Raw genomic sequence first — 20,576 nt, forward strand, 5'->3', positions numbered from 1 at the left:
TACATGAACCTGTTCGATACGAATTTGAGCGAGTTGACCCGGCGATGGGGCACGCCCAACTCCGTCTAGTGCATGAACAAGGCAATCAAAATAATGATGGGAATGGGGACCCCGAGAAAAAGCAAAAGCAATGAACGCATGGATTTCTCCTGGTGAAGTGATTGGCTTGTCGCTTAGAACTCTCGCTGGCGCCCGCCATAGGTCGCCGCCAAGCTAGCAGCGAATGCACCGATCAGCAGCGAGATAAAAAGCCACAACGCGGTATAGGCAGAGACCTTGCGTGCCTTGTCGGCCGCGGCTTTTACGGAGATTTCTGTGTCACGCAACCTGGCCTGCAGGCGTGCATAGGTGTCGCTCACCCGTTTCTCTGCGTCTTGCTGGCTCAAGCCGGTGCGCTGCGCAACCACCTGGCCCAGATAGCGTAGGTCTTCTGCGGGCAGTGTTCCCGTCCTGACACTGTTCATGAAAATGCCGCTCACTTCTGATCTGGAAGCTCCGGCTGAGGGTTCACCAGGGCTGATGGCCACGCTACTTGCTGTGACGACGGAGGCACTCGTGCCCGCGCCCATGTCTTTGCGTAGCAGGGAATCAACGAAATAGCCTACGGGCTCGATGCCGGCGTCAGACTTGGACGACTCGGAGTTACTCGCCGTAGCTGCAATCGCTGCACTACCGGCCCCCCCGGCCACTGCCGCGCCAGCCTGAACGCCAGTGCCGACAATCGAAGCGATCACTGAGCTTAAAAGCGCAGCGGTCGCGAGCGACGCGACGGCCCAGGCCAGGAAGCCATGAGCGGTATCGCGGAAGTAAACCTCGTCCGTGTGCACCGCAGTCCATTTGATTCGCAGCCTGCCGGCGAGGTAGCCCCCCATTGCGGAAGCCACGATTTGCGTCAAGGTGATCCACAGAATCGTCGACACGCCGAAAGTTGTTGAACTAACGCCACTCTGCGCCCAAGGCGAAACCGATGACAGGCCGAGACCCGTGCCCAACACCAACAAGATGAGCGACAGCGCTGCCGCTGCGGCGGCTCCAGCGATGATGGCGCCCCAGGACACGGCACTTTGCTGCGCTGTCAGATTGCCCGCATAGGCATTTGGAAATTCACGCTCAGCCATAAGCGTGCCTGCGGTTTCTACGGGTGAAATGATCATGACGCGCCCCATAAGTGAAGTGAATCCATCATGGGGTGACGGCCAGGCGTACCCGGTAGGATCACCCTATAAACCACTGTAGGACCATGACGATATGGCCTGGAGGGTCATTCATCTATTTCGAAAATGACCACGATCCAATTGAGGCATTGGCCTTGCCGCCTCGTTAAGAGGAGAATGGGCCTACGTCATCGACGCTTACCAAGGAGAGGCCATGAGCGACGCAATACCGACTGGAGCCGGATTCACTCTCGCTGCCCAGTTGCAAGACTTGAATACCACAGAAGCACTCTACCGCAGCTCCGAAGAATTTCGCATCCTGTTCGACCTGTGCCCCATCGCCACTTACCTGATTGACGCTGCAGGCGTCATCGTCAAGTTCAATCACCACGCGGTGAAGCTGTGGGGCAGAGCACCGGTACTGGGCGACACCGACGAAAAATTCTGCGGTTCTTATCAGATGTATCTTCTTGATGGCACGCCGCTGGCACACCGCGACTGTCCTATGGCCCAGGTCGTGAGCGGTGCCATTGACATGGCAATCGATGCCCCGGTGATTGTCGAGCGACCGGACGGCTCTCGCGTAACAGTCATCGTCAACATACGGCCGCTGCGAGACGAGGAAGGCGACATCGTGGGAGCGATCAACTGTTTCTATGAAATGGCTCAACCGATTTCGCTGCCGAAATTCGGCAAACAACCGGCCGTTTAATTCACGGCAACGCCTGTTGTGGGTCTCACGGAGAAGTTCACTCTTCTCCACAGCCGGCCTTTGGTGATCGATGGCAGTGAGGTGCTTAGCCCCTACCTAAACTAGGTAAAGGGTCTGAGAGAGTTGCTTCACCCCCTCCACCCTGAATTCAGGGCCGGCATGGAAAAACCGTCTGCTGCTTTTGTCAGTGTCCGCTTCAGACGTTCATCAGGCCAAATCGCTCTATCAATGTGAGTGCGAATGCGCCAGGCCGCTGATCAGCGTCACCAGGCCAATCCCAATCGCCAGCCAGGCAATCTGCGCCGCCGTTTCGCGGGCGCTGGCGCGCTTTTGCAGTTGCGGAATCAAATCGGCCAGCGCCACGTAGATAAAACTGCTGGAGGCGATGATCAGGAAAAACGGCAGGTAGTCGTACAGCTGATCGACCAGGGCATAACCCACCACCCCGCCCAGTGCCGTCACGGCGCCGGCCAACGACACCTTGATGAGGGCGATGCGCCGGTTGTTGGAGGTCTGGCGCAAGACCATCAGGTCGCCCATGTGATGGGGCACTTCGTGCACCAGCACGGCCAGCGCGGCCACCATGCCCAGACGCAGGTCGGCCATGAAGGCGGAGGCAATCAATATGCCGTCGCCAAAGGCGTGCACGCTGTCACCGGCCAGCACGGCCCAGCCACCAGACTTGACGCCGTGGTCGTGATGCGCGTGGCCATGACCATGGTGCTCATGCGAGGCATGTTCTCCACCGGGCGTTGCCGCATGGTGTTCATGGCCGTGGTGCCACAACTCTGCCTTATCGAGCAAAAAGAAAAACACCAGTCCGACCAGCAAGGTGGCAAAGAGATGCTCCGGGTCGATCCCGCTTTCAAAGCCTTCCGGCAGCAAATGCATGAAGGCAGTGGCCAGCAGCGCGCCGGCCGCCAGGCTGAGCATGTGCTGGGTGTAGCGGGCCAGCAAGCCAAAGCTGAGCAAGGCCGCCAGCCACACGCTGCCGATGCCGGCGATCAAGGTTCCTACCAAAATTGCTACTAAAGTCATAGCTTATTGTGCCCGTCTTATATGGGCTACAGCCCTAATTGATTAAAAAACCCAGTGAAACCGGCCAAATTGGCCGGACCCCAAATGGAGAAACCCCGGCGACGGCATGAGGGCCGTGGACCGGGGTTGCTTTTATCTTATCAAGCCTGTCAATAGGGGCGGCTCAAAATAAATCAGCGCAGTGCCTTCAAGGCGGCTGACAAGGCAAAACCTGTGCGCTTCAGGCCACGCCGTGGCTCTTGAACCAGGCCAGCGCCTGCTGGTAGCCATCTTGCGCCTCGGCCGCGCGATAGCTGGGGCGGTAGTCGGCATGGAAGGCGTGGGGCGCGTCCGGGTAGACCACGAATTTCGACGCCTTGGCGGCCGCATTGCCCTTGCTACCGGCGTCCTGCAGCGCTGCCTTCATCTGCTCTACCGTAGTCAGCGGAATGCCGCTGTCTTGCCCGCCGTACAAGCCCAGCACAGGGGCATTCAAAATAGGCGCCAGTTCCAGCGGATGCTTGAGCGTGAGCGGCGTGCTGTTGCCGACCAGGCGGCCATACCAGGCCACACCGGCCTTGATCTTGGGGCTGTGAGCGGCATACAGCCAGGTCACCCGCCCGCCCCAGCAAAAGCCGGTGATGCCGACACGCTTGTCGTCACCGCCGTTGGCAGCGGCCCAGGCCACCGCACCGTCCAAGTCGCCCATCACCTGCGCATCGGGCACCTTGGCAACGACTTCGCTCATCAGCTTGGCCATTTCGTTGTACTGGCTGGGGTCGCCCTGGCGCGCATACAGCTCGGGCGCAATGGCCAGATAGCCGGCCTGGGCAAAGCGGCGGGTGACGTCGGCGATGTACTCATGCACGCCAAAGATTTCCTGGATCACCAGAATCACTGGCAAATTGGTTTTGCCGGCCGGTGCGGCGAAAAAAGCCGGCACCTTGAAGCCGTTGACCTCGTAGCTGATCTCGCCGGACTTCAAGCCTTGCGACGAGGTCTTGATCGCGCTCTGCGCCATGATGGGCAAGGCCGCGGCAGCGTAGCCCACGCCCAGCGCGGCCTTGAGTGCGGTGCGGCGGCTGGCGCCGCTTTCCGTGCTTGAGCCGGGGAGCAGGGAGTCAAACTCGGATTTCTGGTCGCTGTTGAGCATGGGTTTTCCTCAAAGAGTGGTTAAAACAAACCACCGAAGTCTATGCGCTCAAGACGGTTCTTGCCAGTTCGGGTAATACAGAAGACCTAATGCCATCAGACGATCTTGACGCTCAGCTCGGGCAAGCCGTCGATGTGGCACTCGATCACGTCGCCCTTGACGACAGGCCCAACGTTTTCAGGCGTGCCCGAATAGATGATGTCGCCGGGGAAGAGCTCAAAAGCTTCGGACAGCTTGGAGATTTGTTCGGCCACCGACCAGATCATGTGGTTCAAGGTGGCCTGCTGCTTGAGCTGGCCGTTGACCTTGAGCCAGATCGCACCCTTGGTGTAGTGACCGGTCTGCGCCACCTTGTGGATGGGACCTATGGGCGCCGAGCGGTCAAAGCTCTTGCCGATCTCCCAGGGCTTTTTCTGGTCACCCATGCCGCGCTGCAGGTCGCGGCGTGTCATGTCCAGGCCCAGTGCGTAGCCATAGACCAGGTCCAGCGCCTTGTCCATGGGGATGTTGCGCCCGCCCTTGTGCAAGGCCGCCACCAGCTCGACTTCGTAGTGGTAGTTTTTGGTCAGGCTCGGATAAGCATGGTCCGCCACCCGGCCAGGCGGCACCACTTGAATCGCGTCGGTCGGCTTCTGAAAAAAGAACGGTGGCTCGCGCGTCGGGTCCGAACCCATCTCTATGGCGTGAGCGGCATAGTTGCGGCCTATGCAGTAAATCCGCCGCACCGGAAACATCTCGCTGCTGCCGGCGATGGGCACATAGGTGTCGGCCACCGCGAACGGCGTGGCGGGCGCATTGGCCGCCGTGCCGGGTGTGGCGCAACCCACCATGGCACCTGCCGTCATCAAGGCGCCGGTTTGCAAAATGCCACGTTTTTTCATATCGGTCATGTTTGTCTCCTGAGGGTGTCCATGTTTTGTCGCCAGCAGCAGCTTAAGCCGCCCAAGCGCGCAGCGGCCAGACGCAATTACGGATTTACCGGACGATTCAATGCAGCCGTGTTGCGGCGCAGCAGCGCGCTGGCAGCGCCGGCCTTCAGGCGGCGCCGGAAATTTTCGCGCGCACGCTGTCGCGATAGGCCTTGGGCGTCTGGCCGAAACGCTGGCGAAAGCGCCGCGAAAAATAGGCCTCGTCGGCAAAACCCGAGGCATGCGCCACGCTGGCAATGCGCTGGCTGCTGTGCGTCAGCAGCTCTTGCGCAAACTCCAGGCGCCGCTCGGTCACCAGGTCGGTGAAGGTTTTACCGGTTTCTTTTTTGAGCAGGTGCGCCAGGTAGTTGGGCGACAAAAACGCAGCCGCCGCCGCATCGGTCAGCGTGATCTCGCCGGCCAGATGGTCGCGGATGTAGCGCACCGCCCGCTGCAGGCTGGCGCGCCGGCTGCCCTGCTGCGCCTGGCTGGCCGACAGGCGCAGCAGGTCGGCCTCGAACTTGCGACAGGTCAGCGCAATCAGCTGCAGCATCAGGCCGCGAATCATTTCGACCGAGCCGAAGCGGCGCTGGGTATTCTCCAGCGCAAGTTTTTCAAGCAGCGCTTCGATCTCAGGAAACTCGTCTTCCGAAAAATGGAAGTCGGCATATTCCTGGAACAAAAATGGCGCCAGCTCGGGCGCCCGGCTCAGCGGCACGTCTTCCAGGTCCAGCGGGTCCACATCCAGGCCGGGGCGCAGGAACTGCTGCGACATGTTGATGATGACGTAACGCGAACCTTCGGGATGCGGGATCACATGCACACGGTAAGGTAGGATAAAACTCAGGTAGCCACGCCGAAAAGGCCGCACCGTGCCGGCCACGTTTTGCTCGGTGTCGCCCTGCAGACTGATCTGGATCTGGAAGTACTCGTGGCGATGCGGTCGCACCAGCGGCGGCCGCACCAGCTGCGACCGAATATCAAAATCGGGGTGGTCGGCCCGCTCGGACATGCCGTAGGTTTTGATGTCTCTCATACGGCGCGATTCTCGGTCATCCGCGCCGCCCCGCCGCTGCCCCGCTCGTTCCAGACCAAGCACTATAGGCCCAAGCACCCCAACCATCTTCAAGCGGTCACGACAAAATGTCCCGCCATCTGTTCATGCCCTTCGCCGCAAAAGTTGTCGCAGTGAAAGTCGTAGCTACCCGGCGCATCGAACCTGACACGCACGGTGACGACTTTTCCCGGTACCAGATCGGCACGCATGGCCAGGTCGGGGATATTGAAACCGTGTGCAAAATCGAGGGACGTAATCTCAAGCACCGTTGTCTGCCCTTTGTGCAGAGAAATTTCATTGGGCCTGTAGCGAAATCGCTGGGCCGTGATCTTGATGGTCGACTCCTGAGCCCGACTGGCAGCATAGCCGCCAAGTCCGGCCACAGCGGACATGGATGCACCGGCCAGCCCCAGCGCGCGATGCAGCAGCAAGCGTCGTTGTGTGTCCATGCTCATGCTCCCTGGGCCGGAAATTCCTGGATCGCGTAGGCGACCGGCCTGACCTCGGCCTCCACCTCGCGAAAACCCAGCCCCTTGCCGGGCGCTGCAGGGTCCCAGTCCAGCGGCGTGCGTTTGTCCTGGCTGCCCGGCGCTGGCAAGGCAAAGATCAGCGACTTGGCGGAGTGGTGGGCTATATGTCCTGTCATGTGGTGGTTTTCCTGGTGGATATGGCCATAGAACACCACGACGTTGGCATAGGGCATCAACAAATCAATGGCCTTGGCGCCGTCTCGAGTGGCCCAGTCCCACTTGGGCACCAGATCGAACAGCGGGCGATGCGTCAGCACCACGATGCGTGCTTCCCTGGCCTGGCGGCTCAAATCCTGCTGCAGCCAGGCCAGTTGTGCCTCGCCAATGCTGCCACCGGGGTCGGACACATTGTCGATGGCGATGAAGTGCACACCCTTGTGGTCGAAACTGTAAAAGGTGTCGCCGAAAAATGCCTTGAAAGCGGCGCCGGCGTCCAGCGATGCGTCATGTTCACCGGCCAGAAAATGCACGGTCTTGACCTTGAGCCCGGCGGCAATGTCGCGAAACTCGGCCAACCGCCGGCGCCGCTCGGCCGGGTCGTCAGTGGTATGGGTCAGGTCGCCGGTGAAGACGATGAAATCGGGCGGCACCGCCAAGGCGTTCACTGCCACCACGGCCTTTTTGAGGGTATTGGCAGCGTCGGGGTTGGCCGGGCCGCTATAGCCCCAATGGCTGTCGGAGAGCTGAACAAAGTAAAAATCGTCATAGGCCGCCGCCATCGCATTGCCGGCGGCCGCCAGCGCATGGCCCGGCAGGCCAGACAGGTAGACCACGCCGCCGCCCGCCGCCACGAGTCGGAGGAAATCTCTGCGGCTATTGTCTGAATGCTTCATTTGTGACTCCTGACTAAAGGGGATTGAAGGGTCGGACAGCGCGCAAAAAGGCCCTGTCACCCATCAATACCCGCCAGTCGGCCACTTCATTCCCGCCAGCTGGCTTTTTATGGGTCACTTGGCAGCCCGGGGGCAAGTCATCACAATCAAATAACCCTGGAGGCCAATCCATAGTGACGCGGGAATAAAACCTCGCGATGAGAGGTAATCCAGTCAACGAGGTCGAGGTATGACTTGACACCTGAACGCCCCCCGCCCGACGCCAGCCGGCAATTCGAGGCCCTCATGCTGCCGCATCTGGATGCGGCCTACAGCCTGGCGCGCTGGCTGGTGCGGGACGGCCAGCAGGCTCAGGACAGGGTTCAGGAGGCCTATCTGCGAGCGTTTCGCTATTTCCATCGCTTTCACGGCACCGATGCCCGGCCCTGGCTGCTACAAATCGTGCGCCACAGCTGTTATTCCTGGCTGCGGGCCAATCGCCAGATGAGCGAGGTACTGGAGTTCCGGGATGACGAAGACATACACGATGTGGGCGATGCGGGCGACGCCTTCGGTGGCAATCCCGAAGCGCTGCTGATGCGCAAGCTCAGGCGCGAAGAGGTGCTGTCGGCCGTCGCGGCCCTGCCCCTGCCTTTTCGGGAGGTGATTGTTTTGCGGGAATTGGAAGACATGAGTTATGAAGGCATTGCCCAGATCATGGACATCCCGGTGGGAACGGTGATGTCGCGCCTGTCACGCGCGCGCGCCTTGCTGCGCCATGCCCTGATTCACACCAAGGAAGGCGACGAATGAACGCGAATGAAGACAGCACCCTGGACGCCTTGCTCAAGGACGCGGCGCTGCACCGCGACAAGGCACCGGCGGCCCTGCGCCAACGTATCCTTGGCGACATCGCCACGCATTCCACGGCGAAACGCCAGGGCTGGGGCGTGGCCGTTTTGCAAGCGCTACAGCTTCGCTGGCTGACCCTGGGCAGCGGCTTTGTCGCTGGAATATTGGCCAGCGCCGTGGCCTTGCAGCTGCTGGGCGGCTGGCCGTCTTCGGCCAGCGCGCCGCAGGCACTGAGCCAGGAAATCGTCGCCAGCCATGTGCGCTCGCTGATGGCCCAGCATTTGTTCGACATTCCATCGACGGACCAGCACACCGTGAAGCCCTGGTTTCTGGGCAAGCTGGACTACTCGCCCATGGTGCACGATCTGTCGGCCGCCGGCTTCCCGCTGACCGGCGGACGCTTGGACTACATCGGTGGCCGGCCGGTTGCCGTGCTGGTTTATGCACGCGGCAAGCATGTGATCAATCTCTACACCTGGCCGGACGCCGGCAGCGCGTTGCCCCCCGCCGACAGGCCAGCGTCACGCCAGGGCTTTTACCTGCTGGAGTGGACGCAGTTCGGCATGCACTTTTGGGCGGTGTCTGACGTCAGCCCGGGCGAGCTGGCGGAGTTTGCACAGCAGGTTCGCGCTGCGGTGCCCCCGTGATCCCGCTGATCCCACTGACTCACGGGTGTAGCTCGATGTGAGGCAGACCTATACTGTTTTCACCTGTTCAGCTCAGACCGGGGTTACGCACATGGCTACACCGACAAACTCAGGAAGGCAAGCGCCCCGTTGCGCCCTCTCACCTCAAGGAGCTTGAGCATGGCGCAATTTGAACGGTCAAACAAACCGGTGCCAGAGCCTGGCGTTGTGGCACCGGCTGCCGCCGCGAGCACACCCGTCCTGTGGCTTTTTTCCATCCTGGCCGGCGCGCTGGCGGCAGGGGCGGTGATAGTCTTTCGCGCATTGATCAGCGGCATGGAATGGCTGAGCACCGGCCATGTCGGCAGCCTGGTGGAGGCCGCCCGATCCTTGCCGCCCTGGCACCGGGTATTGGTCGGCTCCGTGGGTGGCCTGCTGGCCGGGCTGGTGCTGCACTGGGGCCAGCGCTGGGCCGAGCGCGGCCCGGACGGTGCCGTGAACCTTGACTACATCGAGGCCGCGCGTGCCAGTCGGGTCGACCTGAACAACCGGACCACACTGGTGCGCAGCATCTCCTCCCTCTTGTCGGTGAGCACCGGCGCCTCGATTGGCCGCGAAGGGCCGATGGTGCAATTGGGTGCCTGGCTGGCCGCCAAGCTGGCCCACGTCGCACCGCTGTCGGCCGGGCAACGCAGTGTGCTGCTGGCCTGCGGCATCGCCGCCGGCATCGGCTCGGCCTACCACGCACCGGTGGCCGGCGTGGTGTTTGTGCTGGAACTCGCGCTGGGTTTTCTGGCCACCCAGACGGTGGCACCAGTACTGATATCCTCGGCCACGGCGGCGGTGCTGATGTATGGTCTGGTCGACCCGGCACCGCTGTATGCGATGCCCACAGTGAAGCTGGTGTCGAGCAGCCTGGGTATGGCGCTGCTCGCCGGACTGGTGTGCGGCGGCCTGGGCTGGGCCATGCTGGCCCTGGTGGAACGCGGCCGCGCTTCTTTTGGCCGCATCCCGTCGCTGCCGTTGCGGCTGGGCGCCGGCGGCGTGCTGGTAGGCCTGCTGTCGGCTTTCGTACCGGAAGTCTGGGGCAACGGCTACAGCACCATCTCGCATTTGCTGCAGGGCGGCTCGCCCTGGACCTGGGTGCTGCTGATCCTGCTCACCAAGTTCGTGGCCACGCTGCTCAGCACGGGCTCGGGGGCTGTGGGCGGCATGTTCACCCCCACCTTGTTTGTCGGTGCCACCAGTGGCTACCTGATCGCGCTGGTGATGGCCTTCTGGCTGCCCCTGGCCTGGGTCGGCGACCCACGCACGCTGGCCGTGATCGGCATGGCGGCGATGCTCACCGCCGTCACCCACGCCCCGCTGATGGCGATCGTGATGGTGCTGGAGATGACCAACCAGTTTCAGCTCACCGTGCCGGTCATGCTGGCCTGCGGTGTGGCCCACGCTGTCAGCACGCAATTTGGCGCCAAGCCAATGTACGGCAACCCGATCGAGGCGCACAACTAAGCGCCAGGGGGTCACCGGCTCAGCTCATCACCGCTGGCTCATGCAGTCACAACTGCGGCGCCTAGAACACACCCAGCGCCAAGCCCGCTGCCATAGCCTCGCCCAGCGCGCGGCAACGCGCCAGATCTTCCACGCCAATCTGCTTGATGGCCAAAATGGCTTCCGGCGTCTGTGCATGGCTGCACACAATCAGCGGCTCGGCGACGGACTTGAGCCGCCAGCCGGTCGCAATGCGTTCAATCTGCCGCGCCGCATTACTGCCGTCGCTGCCCGCACAAATCAGGCTGGCGTAGGGACGGCCATTGACGTGATCGAGCGCCGCGTAATAAGTGCGGTCGAAAAAGTCCTTCAACTGTCCGCTGATGGCGGCCAGATTCTCCGGCGTGGCAAAGAGGTAGCCGTGCGCCGCCAGCACATCGGCTGCCCCCGCTTGCGCGGCATGCAGCAGTCGCACGTTGACGCCACTCTCGGCAGCCGCGCCAGCGCGCGCCGCTTCGGCCATCTGCCGCGTGCCATCGGTCATGGAGTGGTAGACGATCAGCAGCGTCTTGAGCGTACTCATGGAAAGCTCAGAAAAACTACAGCGACATTGACGGCCTGCCCGCCATGGCCGCCCGCCAGCGCAGCAGTTCAGCGTGCTGCTCGCCGGGTTTGCGCTTGACCACCCGCGCAAAGTCCACCGCCACCACGGCGCTGATATCGGCCACACTGAATCGCTCGGTGGCGATGAATTCGCGGCCGGCCAGCCGCTGGTTCAGCATGTCAAAAAACTGCTCCACCCGGGCCAGACCGCGCTGGGCAAGCTCGGGGATTTGCGGGTAGTTGACCACGCCGGGCAGCGCCCGGTTGGCCATGGCGGGCGAGCTGTTGCGCAGGGCATCGGCAATGGGCAACAGGCCTTCGAATTCGACGCGCCAGTTCCAGCTCGTCACCTCGGCCTTTTCCTCAGGGCTCTGGCCCAGCAGAGGCGGATGGGGGTAGCGCGCTTCCAGCCAGGCCGCAATGGCGGCGTTGTCGGTCAGCACCAGGCCCTGCTCGGTGCGCAAGGCCGGCACCGTGCCTTGCGGGTTCACCTGCCGGTAAGCCTCGCCCAATTGTTCGCCGCTGCGCAGATCCACGGCCACGGTCTCATGAGCCACGCCTTTTTCGGCCAGCAGGATGCGGGCACGACGCGGACTGGGCGCCGTGGCGCAGTCATAGAAAGTGATCATGGGGCCAGCCTTTGCAGTCATGGAAAACTCATTACGACGATGCGAGTGTTGCCAGCTTGTCCTGGGTTTTGCTGTCGAAGTCGCTGGCATCATGGCGCTCGTGCAACTGGCTGGCGGCATCGCCCCAGGTGCGGTTGACCATGCGGCCACGCTGCACGGCCGGGCGTTTGGCAATCTGCTCGGCCCAACGCACCACATGCGTGTAGTCGCTCACCTGCAAAAACTCGCCCGCTTCGTAGAGTTGACCCTTGACCAGCGCGCCATACCAGGGCCACACCGCCATGTCGGCGACCGTGTAGGCGTCACCGACCAGGTACTCGTTTTCGGCCAGGCGCTGGTTCAGCACATCGAGCTGGCGCTTGACCTCCATCGCATAGCGGTCAATAGCGTATTCGATCTTGGTCGGCGCGTAGGCGTAGAAGTGGCCAAAGCCGCCGCCCAGAAACGGCCCGCTGCCCATCTGCCAAAACAGCCATGACAGGCACTCGGCCCGCTCGGCGGCGTGGGTCGGCAAAAAGGCGCCAAACTTTTCGGCCAGATGCAGCAAGATCGCGCCCGACTCAAACACCCGCAGCGGCTCTGGCCCGCTGCGATCCAGCAAGGCCGGTATCTTGGAATTGGGATTGACCGCCACAAAGCCGCTGCTGAACTGCGCGCCTTCGCCGATAGGAATCAGCCAGGCGTCATACTCCGCGTCGGCATGGCCCAGCGCCAGCAGCTCTTCCAGCATCACCGTCACCTTGACGCCGTTGGGCGTGGCCAGGGAATAAAGCTGCAGCGGATGGCGACCCAGCGGCAAATCCTTCTGGTGGGTAGCGCCTGCCACCGGCCGATTGATGTTGGCGAACTTGCCGCCGTTTTCCTTGTTCCAGCGCCAGATGGCGGGCGGGGTGTAGTTGGATGAATCAGTCATGCAAAGAGGCTCCGGGAAAAAAATCAGGCGTGGTCCTCACGATGCGGCCACCGGGCAGAACAGTGTATCGATTGCCCTTCATCTGCGCAGCGCTGGCCATGCCCGGGCAGGGCTTGGAGCTCAGCCTGTGGATGGCCTTATGTTGAAATAAATGGCAACATCGCTAGCAACCGCACTGGAGGCTTAGCCATGAAGTATCCCGGACGTGTCATCAAGGTGGGTGAGACAGACGCTACGGTTGTCAAAGCCCTGAAAAATGCGCTCAATGACGCCTTGGCGCTGCATGGCGCCCAGGCTATCGAGCTCGACCCGGACAACCCCCTCTTCGGCCTACGCATGAAGCAGGCCGTGCAGCTGTTTCAAACGCGCAACCTGGATGCCCAAGGCCAGCCACTCAAAGCCGATGGCGCGGTGGGTGCCATCACCTGGGCGGCCCTGTTTGGGCAAGCGCAAGTGCCGTCGGCCGAGGCTGCTACCGACACGTTTCTGGCCCAGGTGCTGCAAGTAGCCGCCCAGGAAGAACACAAGGGCGTGCGCGAAATACCGAAGAATTCCAACAGAGGCCCCGAGGTCGATGCCTACCTTGAGCGTGCCGGCGTTTCAAGCGGCTTGTCCTGGTGCTGTGCCTTTGTTTACTGGTGCTTTGACCAGGCAGCGCTGGCGCAAGGGCGGGCCAATCCTATGTTCAAAACCGCCGGCTGCCTGGCCCACTGGAACAACGCGGTCAAACGCGGCGCCAGGCGCATACCGGCTGCGGACGCCGTCGCCAATCCATCGCTCGTGCAGCCGGGCATGGTGTTCATCATGGACTTCGGCGGCGGCCTTGGCCATACCGGTTTTGTTGAACGCGTGGAGGGCGGCCACATCGTCACGATTGAGGGCAACACCGACGCATCCATGACGCGGGAAGGCGGCGGCGTCTACCGACTCACGCGCAAGCTGCTGAGCGGGAACAAGGGCTTCATCGATTACGCTGGTTTGTAGAAAAAAACCACTTTGGGAGGTAAGCACCATGGCCTCAGCCATCAAAGCCCCCTACTTTCCCATCATCTACGTGCGCGGCTATGCCATGACGCAGGGCGAGATCGATCAAACCACGGCGGATCCGTTTTGCGGCTTCAATCTAGGCTCCACGGTGCAGCGCGCGGTGGCAGACCGCCAAAGCAAACCGCGCAAGTATGTATTCGAGTCGCCCCTGGTGCGACTGGCCTCGGATTTCGGCTACGGCGACGTCTACGAGGACGGCTACGACATCGTGGACCCCGAGTGGGAGACCACGGCCGATGGCAAACCCACGGGCAATGCGCTCACGGGGCAGTCCATCATCATCTACCGCTATTACGACAGCGCCTCCGGCCTGCTGGGCGATAGCCAGACGCCCAGCATGGAGGCCTTTGCCACGGGCCTGAGCGAGCTGGTGCTGCGGGTGCGCGATCTGGTGTGCAAGAACCCGGCCAACAGCATGGCCGCCAAGGACTTTCGCTGCTATCTGGTGGCCCACTCCATGGGCGGGCTGGTGTGCCGGGCATTTTTGCAGAACCCGGCGTTAGACCCACACGGCACCAGCGTGCATGTCGACAAGCTGTTCACCTATGCCACACCGCACAACGGTATCGATGTGGCGGGCATCAACGCACCGGCGTGGCTGAGCGCGATGGACATCAACAACTTCAACCGCGACAAGCGCATGCCCCAGTACCTGGATCTGGCCACGGCCTATGCAGCGCACGGGCGTGTGGACCTGCTGCCCGAAGACCGTTTGTCATCGCGCAAGGTGTTTTGCATGGTGGGCACCAACCGGCTGGACTACGAGGCAGCGGCGGGCCTGTCGCGCACCTTCGTGGGCAGTGGCAGTGACGGCCTGGTGCGCATAGAAAACGCCACCCTGCACGGCCTGAACGCCGATGGCTCGGTGGGCGCGCCCTGCGCCAAGGCCTTTGCCTACCGCGCCCATTCCGGCGTCTTTGGCATCGTCAACAGCGAAGAGGCCTTCCAGAACCTGGCGCGTTTCCTGTTCGGCGATGTGCGCGTGGACCTGTGGCTGGACATTGCCGACATTCGTCTGCCCACCGCCGTGCAGGCCGAAGTGGATGCCGGGCGCAGCGTGAATGCCCTGTACCAGATCGAGCTGTGCGCATCTCCACGCGGCAAGCTGTGGTACCTGACCCGTCGCACGGCCGAGGAAGACTCGGTCGCCTGCGTGACGCACACGGAGTGGAAGGCCAAGCCCAGGCACTACCTCTCCAGCGTGTTCCTGGCCAACAGTGCGCGGGTGAACCCCAGGCGGCGATCGCTGGCCTACGGGATGACGTTTGGCGTGCGCGCGCCAGACTACGAGATAGAAAATCGACTGTGGATCAACGAGCACTATGAAGGCAGCTACCTGTTTCGCAATGCCCTCATCCTTGAGATGGAGCCGCCCCCCAACGCCACCACCCCCTGGAAGGTGAAGTACTCCTGGCAAGGCACCGGCATGGTGTCCGCCCAAACCGTGCTCGATGTGCAGCCGCTGACCGACAGCCGCGTGGAAGTGAATATTCCGTTTAACAGCTACACCGTCGATGCCAAGGGCAATACCAAGCTTGCCTTCCCAGGTATCGAGGGAAAGTTGCGGTTCGTGATCTCGGCATGGAACGCACCATAGCCAGCGCTCCTGGTCTCCCGCATCGATCGAGATCAAAAATTTCAGCGACACCAAATCCATCTTGTCGCCATCCCATAGCCATTAAATGTGGCGTCGAATTGCATTGCAAATAACTGATTCCAGTTCTAAACCATCCGTGTCGTTGTTGCTTCGCCTTGCCCTGCTACAGCACTGTCTGCGGCTTCACGCCTAGCCACGAATGATTTGAAAACGGAATGAGGTATTCGGGCTCAGACGATATAGTGCTGACCGGAATGCATCACGCGAACAGTGCCTAGCGTGTTCGAAAATAAATCACCAAGCAGAGTCCGGAGTTTCGAATGAGTACGTTTAGCCTGTCCGCCGTAGCGCTTGCGCTGCTTTCACTCGCAAGCACATCCGCGGGTGCCGTCGAGACCTATGAGATCCACGATTCCAAAGGCATACCGTTTATCCGGGCGCGCGTCTTTGGTGTGGGGGATGGCCCTTATACCGATAACAATTTCGGCCCGGTCGGCTCTACATGGAATCTGTCGCCCTTGCAAAAAGAGCAGACGCTGGCGGGATTGCGATATTGGGCGCAAATCATCAATGCCACGCCGGGGCAGGCGCCCGCCATCATCAATATCGGAACCGAATCCGTGGTCAACGCCCACGCCTACAGTCCGCTGGTCTCCAACAGTCAAAACTCGCCGACACAGGTGCAAGCCGCGCTTCAGGATTTGCCACCGGGCGCCCTGACGTACGGCGCGCATGGCGAGATAAGCATCGGCTTGATCCCCTTCTCGAAGACGCCCTATATTCCATCGCAGTTGCCGCTGACTTACAACGCTGACCTGACCACGGTCATGTTCCATGAGGTCGCTCATGCACTCGGCATCACAAGCTCGGTGCTCGATTTCAGCACGACGCCAGGCGTCTATTCCCCGTTTTTCAACACGCAGATCAGTGCGTGGGCGGCGCATCTGCGCGACGACAACGGCAAGGCAGCAGGGACTGAGCAGCTCATCCATTGCACTGGCTGCGCAAATCCGACCTTCGACGACAACATCTTTGACGTACGGCGTGATAAAGCCTACTTCGCCGGCGACCATGTCAGCCAAGTGCTTGCCGGCTCCATGCCCGGCGTTCCCGTGCGCATGCTCGACGATTTCGGGCGAGTGGATCCCAACTACATGTCGCACACCGAGCTCAAGAACAGCTTGATGAGCCACCAGACCTATCGGAACTACACCGGCTTCATGGAGGCAGAGCTGGCGATCCTGCAGGATCTCGGCTACCAGATCGACCGCCGCAATTTCTTCGGCTCATCCATCTACGGCAGCGGCTTGAGCGTCATCAATGACAAGCCTTATTTCGGGCGCAACGCCGACGGCACCGCCTATATCGCCAACACCTACAACACGGCCACGGTAGGCCTGGGCCTGCATGTCTACGGCAGTTTCAACAGCGTCACGCAGCGGGCCAATCTCTTGTCCCTGGGCGCCGGCGGCGGCGGCATTCGGGTCGATGGCGAAGGCAACACTGTCACCATCCTGCCCGGCACGCGCGTTTACGCCGATGGTGACTATGCGCGCGGCGTGATGTTCGCCTACGGCAAGGATCACACTTTCGTGCAACGCGGCGATGTGCAGGCGCTGGGAAACTACGGCATTGCGGCGAGTTTCGACTTCGGCAATAACTCGATGGGGAACGATTCGAACTACCGCGGTTCTTATATCCACTTCCACAATGGCACGCCCGCACGCATGCTCGACGAAATCAACGGGCCGCTGGTGGGCACGTTCGACCTGACCGGGCGGCTTGCCGGCAAGTACGCATCTATCTATATGTCCGATAGCGGCTACGTCAGCCAGATCAACGTGATGCGCGGCGCCTCGCTGTCTGGCGACATCCTTTCGGCGTACTCGCAGGTCAACCCCTTGGGCGCGCAGCGCCTCACCAAGCTGACCTTCGGCTTGAAACCAGACGCCAACGGGCGCTCGACGAATCAGCCCGATTCGAGCTTCGCGCTCCGATATGACGGCAACATCGTCGGCATCAACAACCTGTCCTTGCAACTGCGAGGCGGCACCACGCAGATCAACGGCAGCCACGCCGTGTACGACGTGAACGTCGAAGCGGGCGCAACACTGAGCGGCAGCAGCCGCTACCAACTCAATCCTGCCGGCCTTTTTACCAACAGCGGCACCCTGGCCTCACAACCCTTGGGCGGCATAGCGGTGGATGGCAACTATGTACAGACGCCCACCGGTCGCCTGCAAGTCGCGCTGAATAGCACGGGTGAAATCAACCCCCTTGCCGTCACTGGCAACGCCACGCTCGCAGGCACGCTTTCGCTTGCCCCGCAGCGCGGCTGGTATGCCAACGGCTACAGCCTCACCTCAGACAAGTGGTTGAGCGCGGGCAGCATCACCGGCGCTTTCACAGGCGTCTCGGCCGTGCTGGCATCGCCAACACTGAGCGCGACTGCCACCGCTCTGGGCGGCAGCACCTACCAGGTCGCGGTCACCCGCGCCGCCAACGCGTATGCGCGCCATGGTGCCGACAACAACGGCCAGCGTGTCGGCACGACGCTAGACCAGATCGCCAACGGTGCCAGCACCGGCCTGCAGCCGCTCATCGCCGCCCTCGACTTCTCGGCGGCGGACGGCAGCACGGTGACCTCGGCCCTGAACCAGCTTTCACCGTCAGCGTATGGCGCCATGTTCACGGGCGGCCTGCTGCGCGAACGCCAGATCACCGATGCGGTGGCTGCGGCAATAGGTGGCACCGCGCCTGGCGGCGACGCGATGGCCTCGCGTGAGAGTTGGCGCACCTTCGCCATGCCGTTCGGCAGCGGCTATTGGCGCAACCGCAACGGCGATCAGGTCAGCTCCAGCGGCAACACCTATGGCCTGGTGTTCGGTGCAGAAAAAATCGCCAACGCCGAAAGCGCCTGGATGGTAGGCGCCCACGGCGCGCTGAGTGGCCAATCCACGCACTTCGGGGGCCAGACCTTCGGTTCGGGCAAGACCACTGCACTTGATGCTGGCGTGCATGCGCGTTACGTGCCTGATCAACATGCCGGCCCGCATGCGTTCGCGCTGGCCCGCGTCGGCCTGGAAGACGGCCGTGTCGATCGCACGATTGCCGTGAACGGCTATTCAGCCACGCCGCGCGGCACCTGGACCGGCCTCTCGGCAGCGGCATCGATAGGCGGCGGCTGGCGCTGGCAGCTCGCCAACGCGTCAAGCATAGGACCCATCGCGGCCCTGGACTACGCCGCGCTGCAACGCCCGGGCTTGACCGAAACCGGCGCTGACGGCGCACGCCTGCAAGTCGATAGCAGCAACTTCCAGTCGCTGCGCACGCGCCTGGGCGGCGAAGTGCGCTTCGAACTACCGACGGCGGACGGCAACACGCTGACGACTCATCTGCAATCCACCTGGAACCGAGAGCTAACCGACAACGCCGTCACTCAGACCGCGTCGTTCGCGGAGCACCCTTCAGCCAGGTTCAGCACCCAGAGCGACATCGTGAGCCGCGACAGTCTTGGCCTGCAGGCCGGCCTGTCGTACCGCGTGGGGGTGAGCATGTCCGTCGACATCGCCATGTCGAGCAACTTCTACCGTGGCGGCGATTCCGACGTCGCTGGCACCGTATCGGCCACGTGGCGCTTCTGACCGATTGCTGCCACTTACTCCTTAAAAAAGCGGTCACTGGTGCACTTCGCCTGACGGCCAAAAGCGGACATCTACCCACGTCAAGGTTTCTGTCGAAATCCATGGCTTCAGCCTCGTCATCTGAAGCAAGTGGTTTCCCGAATGCCTGGAGCCAAAGGTAGCCTGCAACAGCGACGCGAGGCAGATTGCCATCTTCGATGAAGTTACAAGTTATGGTCGTCCGACGAATGCAAGGTTCGTCGCATTACTGAATATCGGCCGACCATTCTTTGCCATCATGGGAAGCTCAAGTCCAAACCGAGCATCCTGGCAAGGGCGAAGGTGGAGAACCCCAGGCCCAGGAGCGATAGCATGAAGACGGCAGCCACCTTGCCGCCCGCGCGTAGCAGCGCGCGCTTGTCCGTCGCCTTCTTCCCTTGGTCGTAATGCCACTTGATGGCGAAGAACATGCACGTGCCGAGCGTGAGAGCCTTGAACGTAACGAAGACTATAGGGATCCAATCGATCATTATGAGAATTTCCAGCCTATGACTTGACACTGTCTATCGTGAGGAGCACTAACTCCCAGATGAGAGAGGAGAAAACGTCAGCGACTGCCATACAAGGATGGGGTTGCTGCACGTTCTGGGACATACTACTTAAAAGCAATTTCCATACATTGAGACAAAACGTCGCCGTTGAAAACCATGCAAGATGACAATTTGCCAATCTGGTTGCCGCGATTGGCCGTGCAGGGCGGACCACGTTTTTTGCAGATTGCGGATGCGTTGCAGGCGGCGGTGGCAGACGGATCGCTGAAACCGGGTGACCGTTTACCTCCGCAGCGCCAGTTGGCAGCACAGTTGGGCGTCGACCTGACGACGATCACGCGCGCATACGACGAAACCAGACGCCGCCACTTGTTGGAGGGACGCGGCGCTCGAGGCACTTATGTCGCGGCGCCGAAAGTCGAATTGACCGCTATCCTCGATCTGAGCATGAATACCCCACCACCGCCGGATGGCGTGGACTTCGACGACATGTTGAAACAAGGTTTGTCTCAGGTGTTGATGAGGGCAGATACTGAATTGCTGATGACCTACCACTTGGGTGGGGGAAGCGACTCTGACCGTCAGGCTGGAGCCCAATGGCTAGCGCCGATGTTTGGATCGCTGGATTCCGGGCAGGTGGTGGTCTGTCCGGGTGCGCAAGCGGCGATCGCCGCATTGATCCTTGCGCTGACGGAGCCTGGCGATGTGATCCTGGCAGAGCCAACAAATTATCCCGGCTTGCGTGCCGCAGCGACCCAGTTCGGGCGGCGCATCATTGCGGTGGAAGCGGACAAGCACGGGATGGTGCCTGAGGTGCTTGAGCAAGCGTGCCGCCAGCACAAGCCTGGGCTGGTCTACCTCAATCCGACATTACAGAACCCGACCGCCATCACCATGCCGGAGCGCCGGCGCAAGGAGCTCGCCAGCATCGCGAAGCGCTGCAATGTACGCATCGTCGAGGACGATCCCTACTGGCTCCTTGCCGATGCCCCGCCACCACCTATTGCCACGTTTGCCCCGGAACAGGTGTACTACATCTCAACCCTGTCGAAATGCCTGACGCCCGGCTTGCGTGTCGCCTTCGTGCTCATACGTGACCCGCACGAACGCGAACGTTTCCTGGTCGCGCTCAGATCATTTGCGCTGATGGTCGCTCCTCTGACGGCCGCACTGGCCACGCAGTGGATCTTGGACGGTTCGGCTGACGGGTTGATGGAAGGCGTACGCAAGGAGGCGCGTCTGCGCCACCGGATGGCTAGGGATATTCTGGCGGGGCGGTACAGCGGCGCTGGAGACGGCCT

At 61.7% G+C, this 20,576-nt stretch carries 19 protein-coding genes; 8 read left to right on the forward strand and 11 right to left on the reverse strand.

Features of this window, described 5'->3' with window-relative positions; translation table 11 throughout:
- Positions 1-173: 173 nt before the first annotated feature.
- Positions 174-1,154, reverse strand: a complete 981-nt coding sequence (locus BM160_RS03300; protein WP_255368595.1) for a hypothetical protein — start codon at positions 1,152-1,154, stop codon at positions 174-176.
- 214 nt (positions 1,155-1,368) lie between these two features.
- Here BM160_RS03300 and BM160_RS03305 point away from each other — a divergent pair, with 214 nt between their 5' ends.
- Positions 1,369-1,866 carry a hypothetical protein gene (locus BM160_RS03305; protein WP_143093172.1) on the forward strand — a complete coding sequence of 166 codons (498 nt, stop codon included), beginning with the start codon at positions 1,369-1,371 and terminating at the stop codon, positions 1,864-1,866.
- 225 nt (positions 1,867-2,091) lie between these two features.
- Here BM160_RS03305 and BM160_RS03310 read toward each other — a convergent pair whose 3' ends face one another.
- From BM160_RS03310 to BM160_RS03335, 6 genes are all read right to left on the reverse strand, one after another.
- On the reverse strand, positions 2,092-2,904 hold the full coding sequence (locus BM160_RS03310; RefSeq protein ID WP_092000342.1) for a ZIP family metal transporter: 813 nt from the start codon (positions 2,902-2,904) through the stop codon (positions 2,092-2,094).
- Between the two features lie 220 nt (positions 2,905-3,124).
- Positions 3,125-4,036, reverse strand: coding sequence for a dienelactone hydrolase family protein (locus BM160_RS03315; protein WP_092000346.1), 912 nt, complete (start codon positions 4,034-4,036; stop codon positions 3,125-3,127).
- Between the two features lie 95 nt (positions 4,037-4,131).
- Positions 4,132-4,926, reverse strand: coding sequence for a fumarylacetoacetate hydrolase family protein (locus BM160_RS03320; RefSeq protein WP_092000350.1), 795 nt, complete (start codon positions 4,924-4,926; stop codon positions 4,132-4,134).
- 145 nt (positions 4,927-5,071) lie between these two features.
- A complete protein-coding gene (locus BM160_RS03325) occupies positions 5,072-5,980 on the reverse strand; it encodes a helix-turn-helix transcriptional regulator (RefSeq protein ID WP_092000354.1) in 909 nt (302 codons plus the stop codon).
- 89 nt (positions 5,981-6,069) lie between these two features.
- On the reverse strand, positions 6,070-6,450 hold the full coding sequence (locus BM160_RS03330; RefSeq protein ID WP_177218897.1) for a cupredoxin domain-containing protein: 381 nt from the start codon (positions 6,448-6,450) through the stop codon (positions 6,070-6,072).
- Positions 6,451-6,452: 2 nt separating this feature from the next.
- The gene (locus tag BM160_RS03335) at positions 6,453-7,364 is read right to left on the reverse strand and encodes a metallophosphoesterase family protein (RefSeq protein WP_092000361.1); all 912 of its coding nucleotides are present in this window, start codon (positions 7,362-7,364) and stop codon (positions 6,453-6,455) included.
- Positions 7,365-7,598: 234 nt separating this feature from the next.
- Here BM160_RS03335 and BM160_RS03340 point away from each other — a divergent pair, with 234 nt between their 5' ends.
- From BM160_RS03340 to BM160_RS03350, 3 genes are all read left to right on the forward strand, one after another.
- Positions 7,599-8,156, forward strand: a complete 558-nt coding sequence (locus tag BM160_RS03340; RefSeq protein WP_255368597.1) for a sigma-70 family RNA polymerase sigma factor — start codon at positions 7,599-7,601, stop codon at positions 8,154-8,156.
- Positions 8,153-8,842 carry an anti-sigma factor family protein gene (locus BM160_RS03345; protein WP_092000364.1) on the forward strand — a complete coding sequence of 230 codons (690 nt, stop codon included), beginning with the start codon at positions 8,153-8,155 and terminating at the stop codon, positions 8,840-8,842. The genes BM160_RS03340 and BM160_RS03345 overlap by 4 nt, the downstream gene beginning before the upstream one ends.
- 159 nt (positions 8,843-9,001) lie before the next feature.
- A complete protein-coding gene (locus BM160_RS03350; RefSeq protein WP_092000367.1) occupies positions 9,002-10,333 on the forward strand; it encodes a chloride channel protein in 1,332 nt (443 codons plus the stop codon).
- A gap of 61 nt (positions 10,334-10,394) precedes the next feature.
- On the opposite strand, the gene BM160_RS03355 is transcribed toward BM160_RS03350, so the two are convergent.
- From BM160_RS03355 to yghU, 3 genes are read right to left on the reverse strand one after another with little or no spacing between them, the layout of a single operon-like run.
- Positions 10,395-10,895, reverse strand: a complete 501-nt coding sequence (locus BM160_RS03355) for a flavodoxin family protein (protein ID WP_092000371.1) — start codon at positions 10,893-10,895, stop codon at positions 10,395-10,397.
- 16 nt (positions 10,896-10,911) lie between these two features.
- Entirely contained in the window at positions 10,912-11,544 is a 633-nt protein-coding gene (locus BM160_RS03360) for a glutathione S-transferase family protein (protein WP_092000374.1), read from the reverse strand.
- Between the two features lie 31 nt (positions 11,545-11,575).
- A complete protein-coding gene (yghU, locus tag BM160_RS03365; RefSeq protein WP_092000377.1) occupies positions 11,576-12,457 on the reverse strand; it encodes a glutathione-dependent disulfide-bond oxidoreductase in 882 nt (293 codons plus the stop codon).
- Between the two features lie 189 nt (positions 12,458-12,646).
- Here yghU and BM160_RS03370 point away from each other — a divergent pair, with 189 nt between their 5' ends.
- The 3 genes from BM160_RS03370 (at position 12,647) to BM160_RS03380 (ending at position 18,745) form a co-directional block, all read left to right on the forward strand.
- Entirely contained in the window at positions 12,647-13,441 is a 795-nt protein-coding gene (locus BM160_RS03370; protein ID WP_092000381.1) for a CHAP domain-containing protein, read from the forward strand.
- A gap of 28 nt (positions 13,442-13,469) precedes the next feature.
- Positions 13,470-15,101 carry a hypothetical protein gene (locus BM160_RS03375; RefSeq protein ID WP_092000384.1) on the forward strand — a complete coding sequence of 544 codons (1,632 nt, stop codon included), beginning with the start codon at positions 13,470-13,472 and terminating at the stop codon, positions 15,099-15,101.
- A gap of 320 nt (positions 15,102-15,421) precedes the next feature.
- Positions 15,422-18,745, forward strand: coding sequence for an autotransporter outer membrane beta-barrel domain-containing protein (locus BM160_RS03380; protein ID WP_092000387.1), 3,324 nt, complete (start codon positions 15,422-15,424; stop codon positions 18,743-18,745).
- Positions 18,746-19,020: 275 nt separating this feature from the next.
- Here the strand turns inward: BM160_RS03380 and BM160_RS03385 are convergent, their stop codons facing one another.
- Positions 19,021-19,254: a hypothetical protein gene (locus BM160_RS03385; RefSeq protein WP_092000390.1), complete on the reverse strand. Its 234-nt coding sequence runs from the start codon at positions 19,252-19,254 to the stop codon at positions 19,021-19,023.
- Positions 19,255-19,431: 177 nt separating this feature from the next.
- On the opposite strand from BM160_RS03385, the gene BM160_RS03390 reads away from it, so the two are divergent.
- The coding region (locus BM160_RS03390; RefSeq protein WP_092000393.1) for an aminotransferase-like domain-containing protein at positions 19,432-20,576 on the forward strand (1,145 nt) is incomplete at its 3' end.

The sequence above is a fragment of the Polaromonas sp. OV174 genome (assembly GCF_900112285.1).
Taxonomy (GTDB): domain Bacteria; phylum Pseudomonadota; class Gammaproteobacteria; order Burkholderiales; family Burkholderiaceae_C; genus Polaromonas.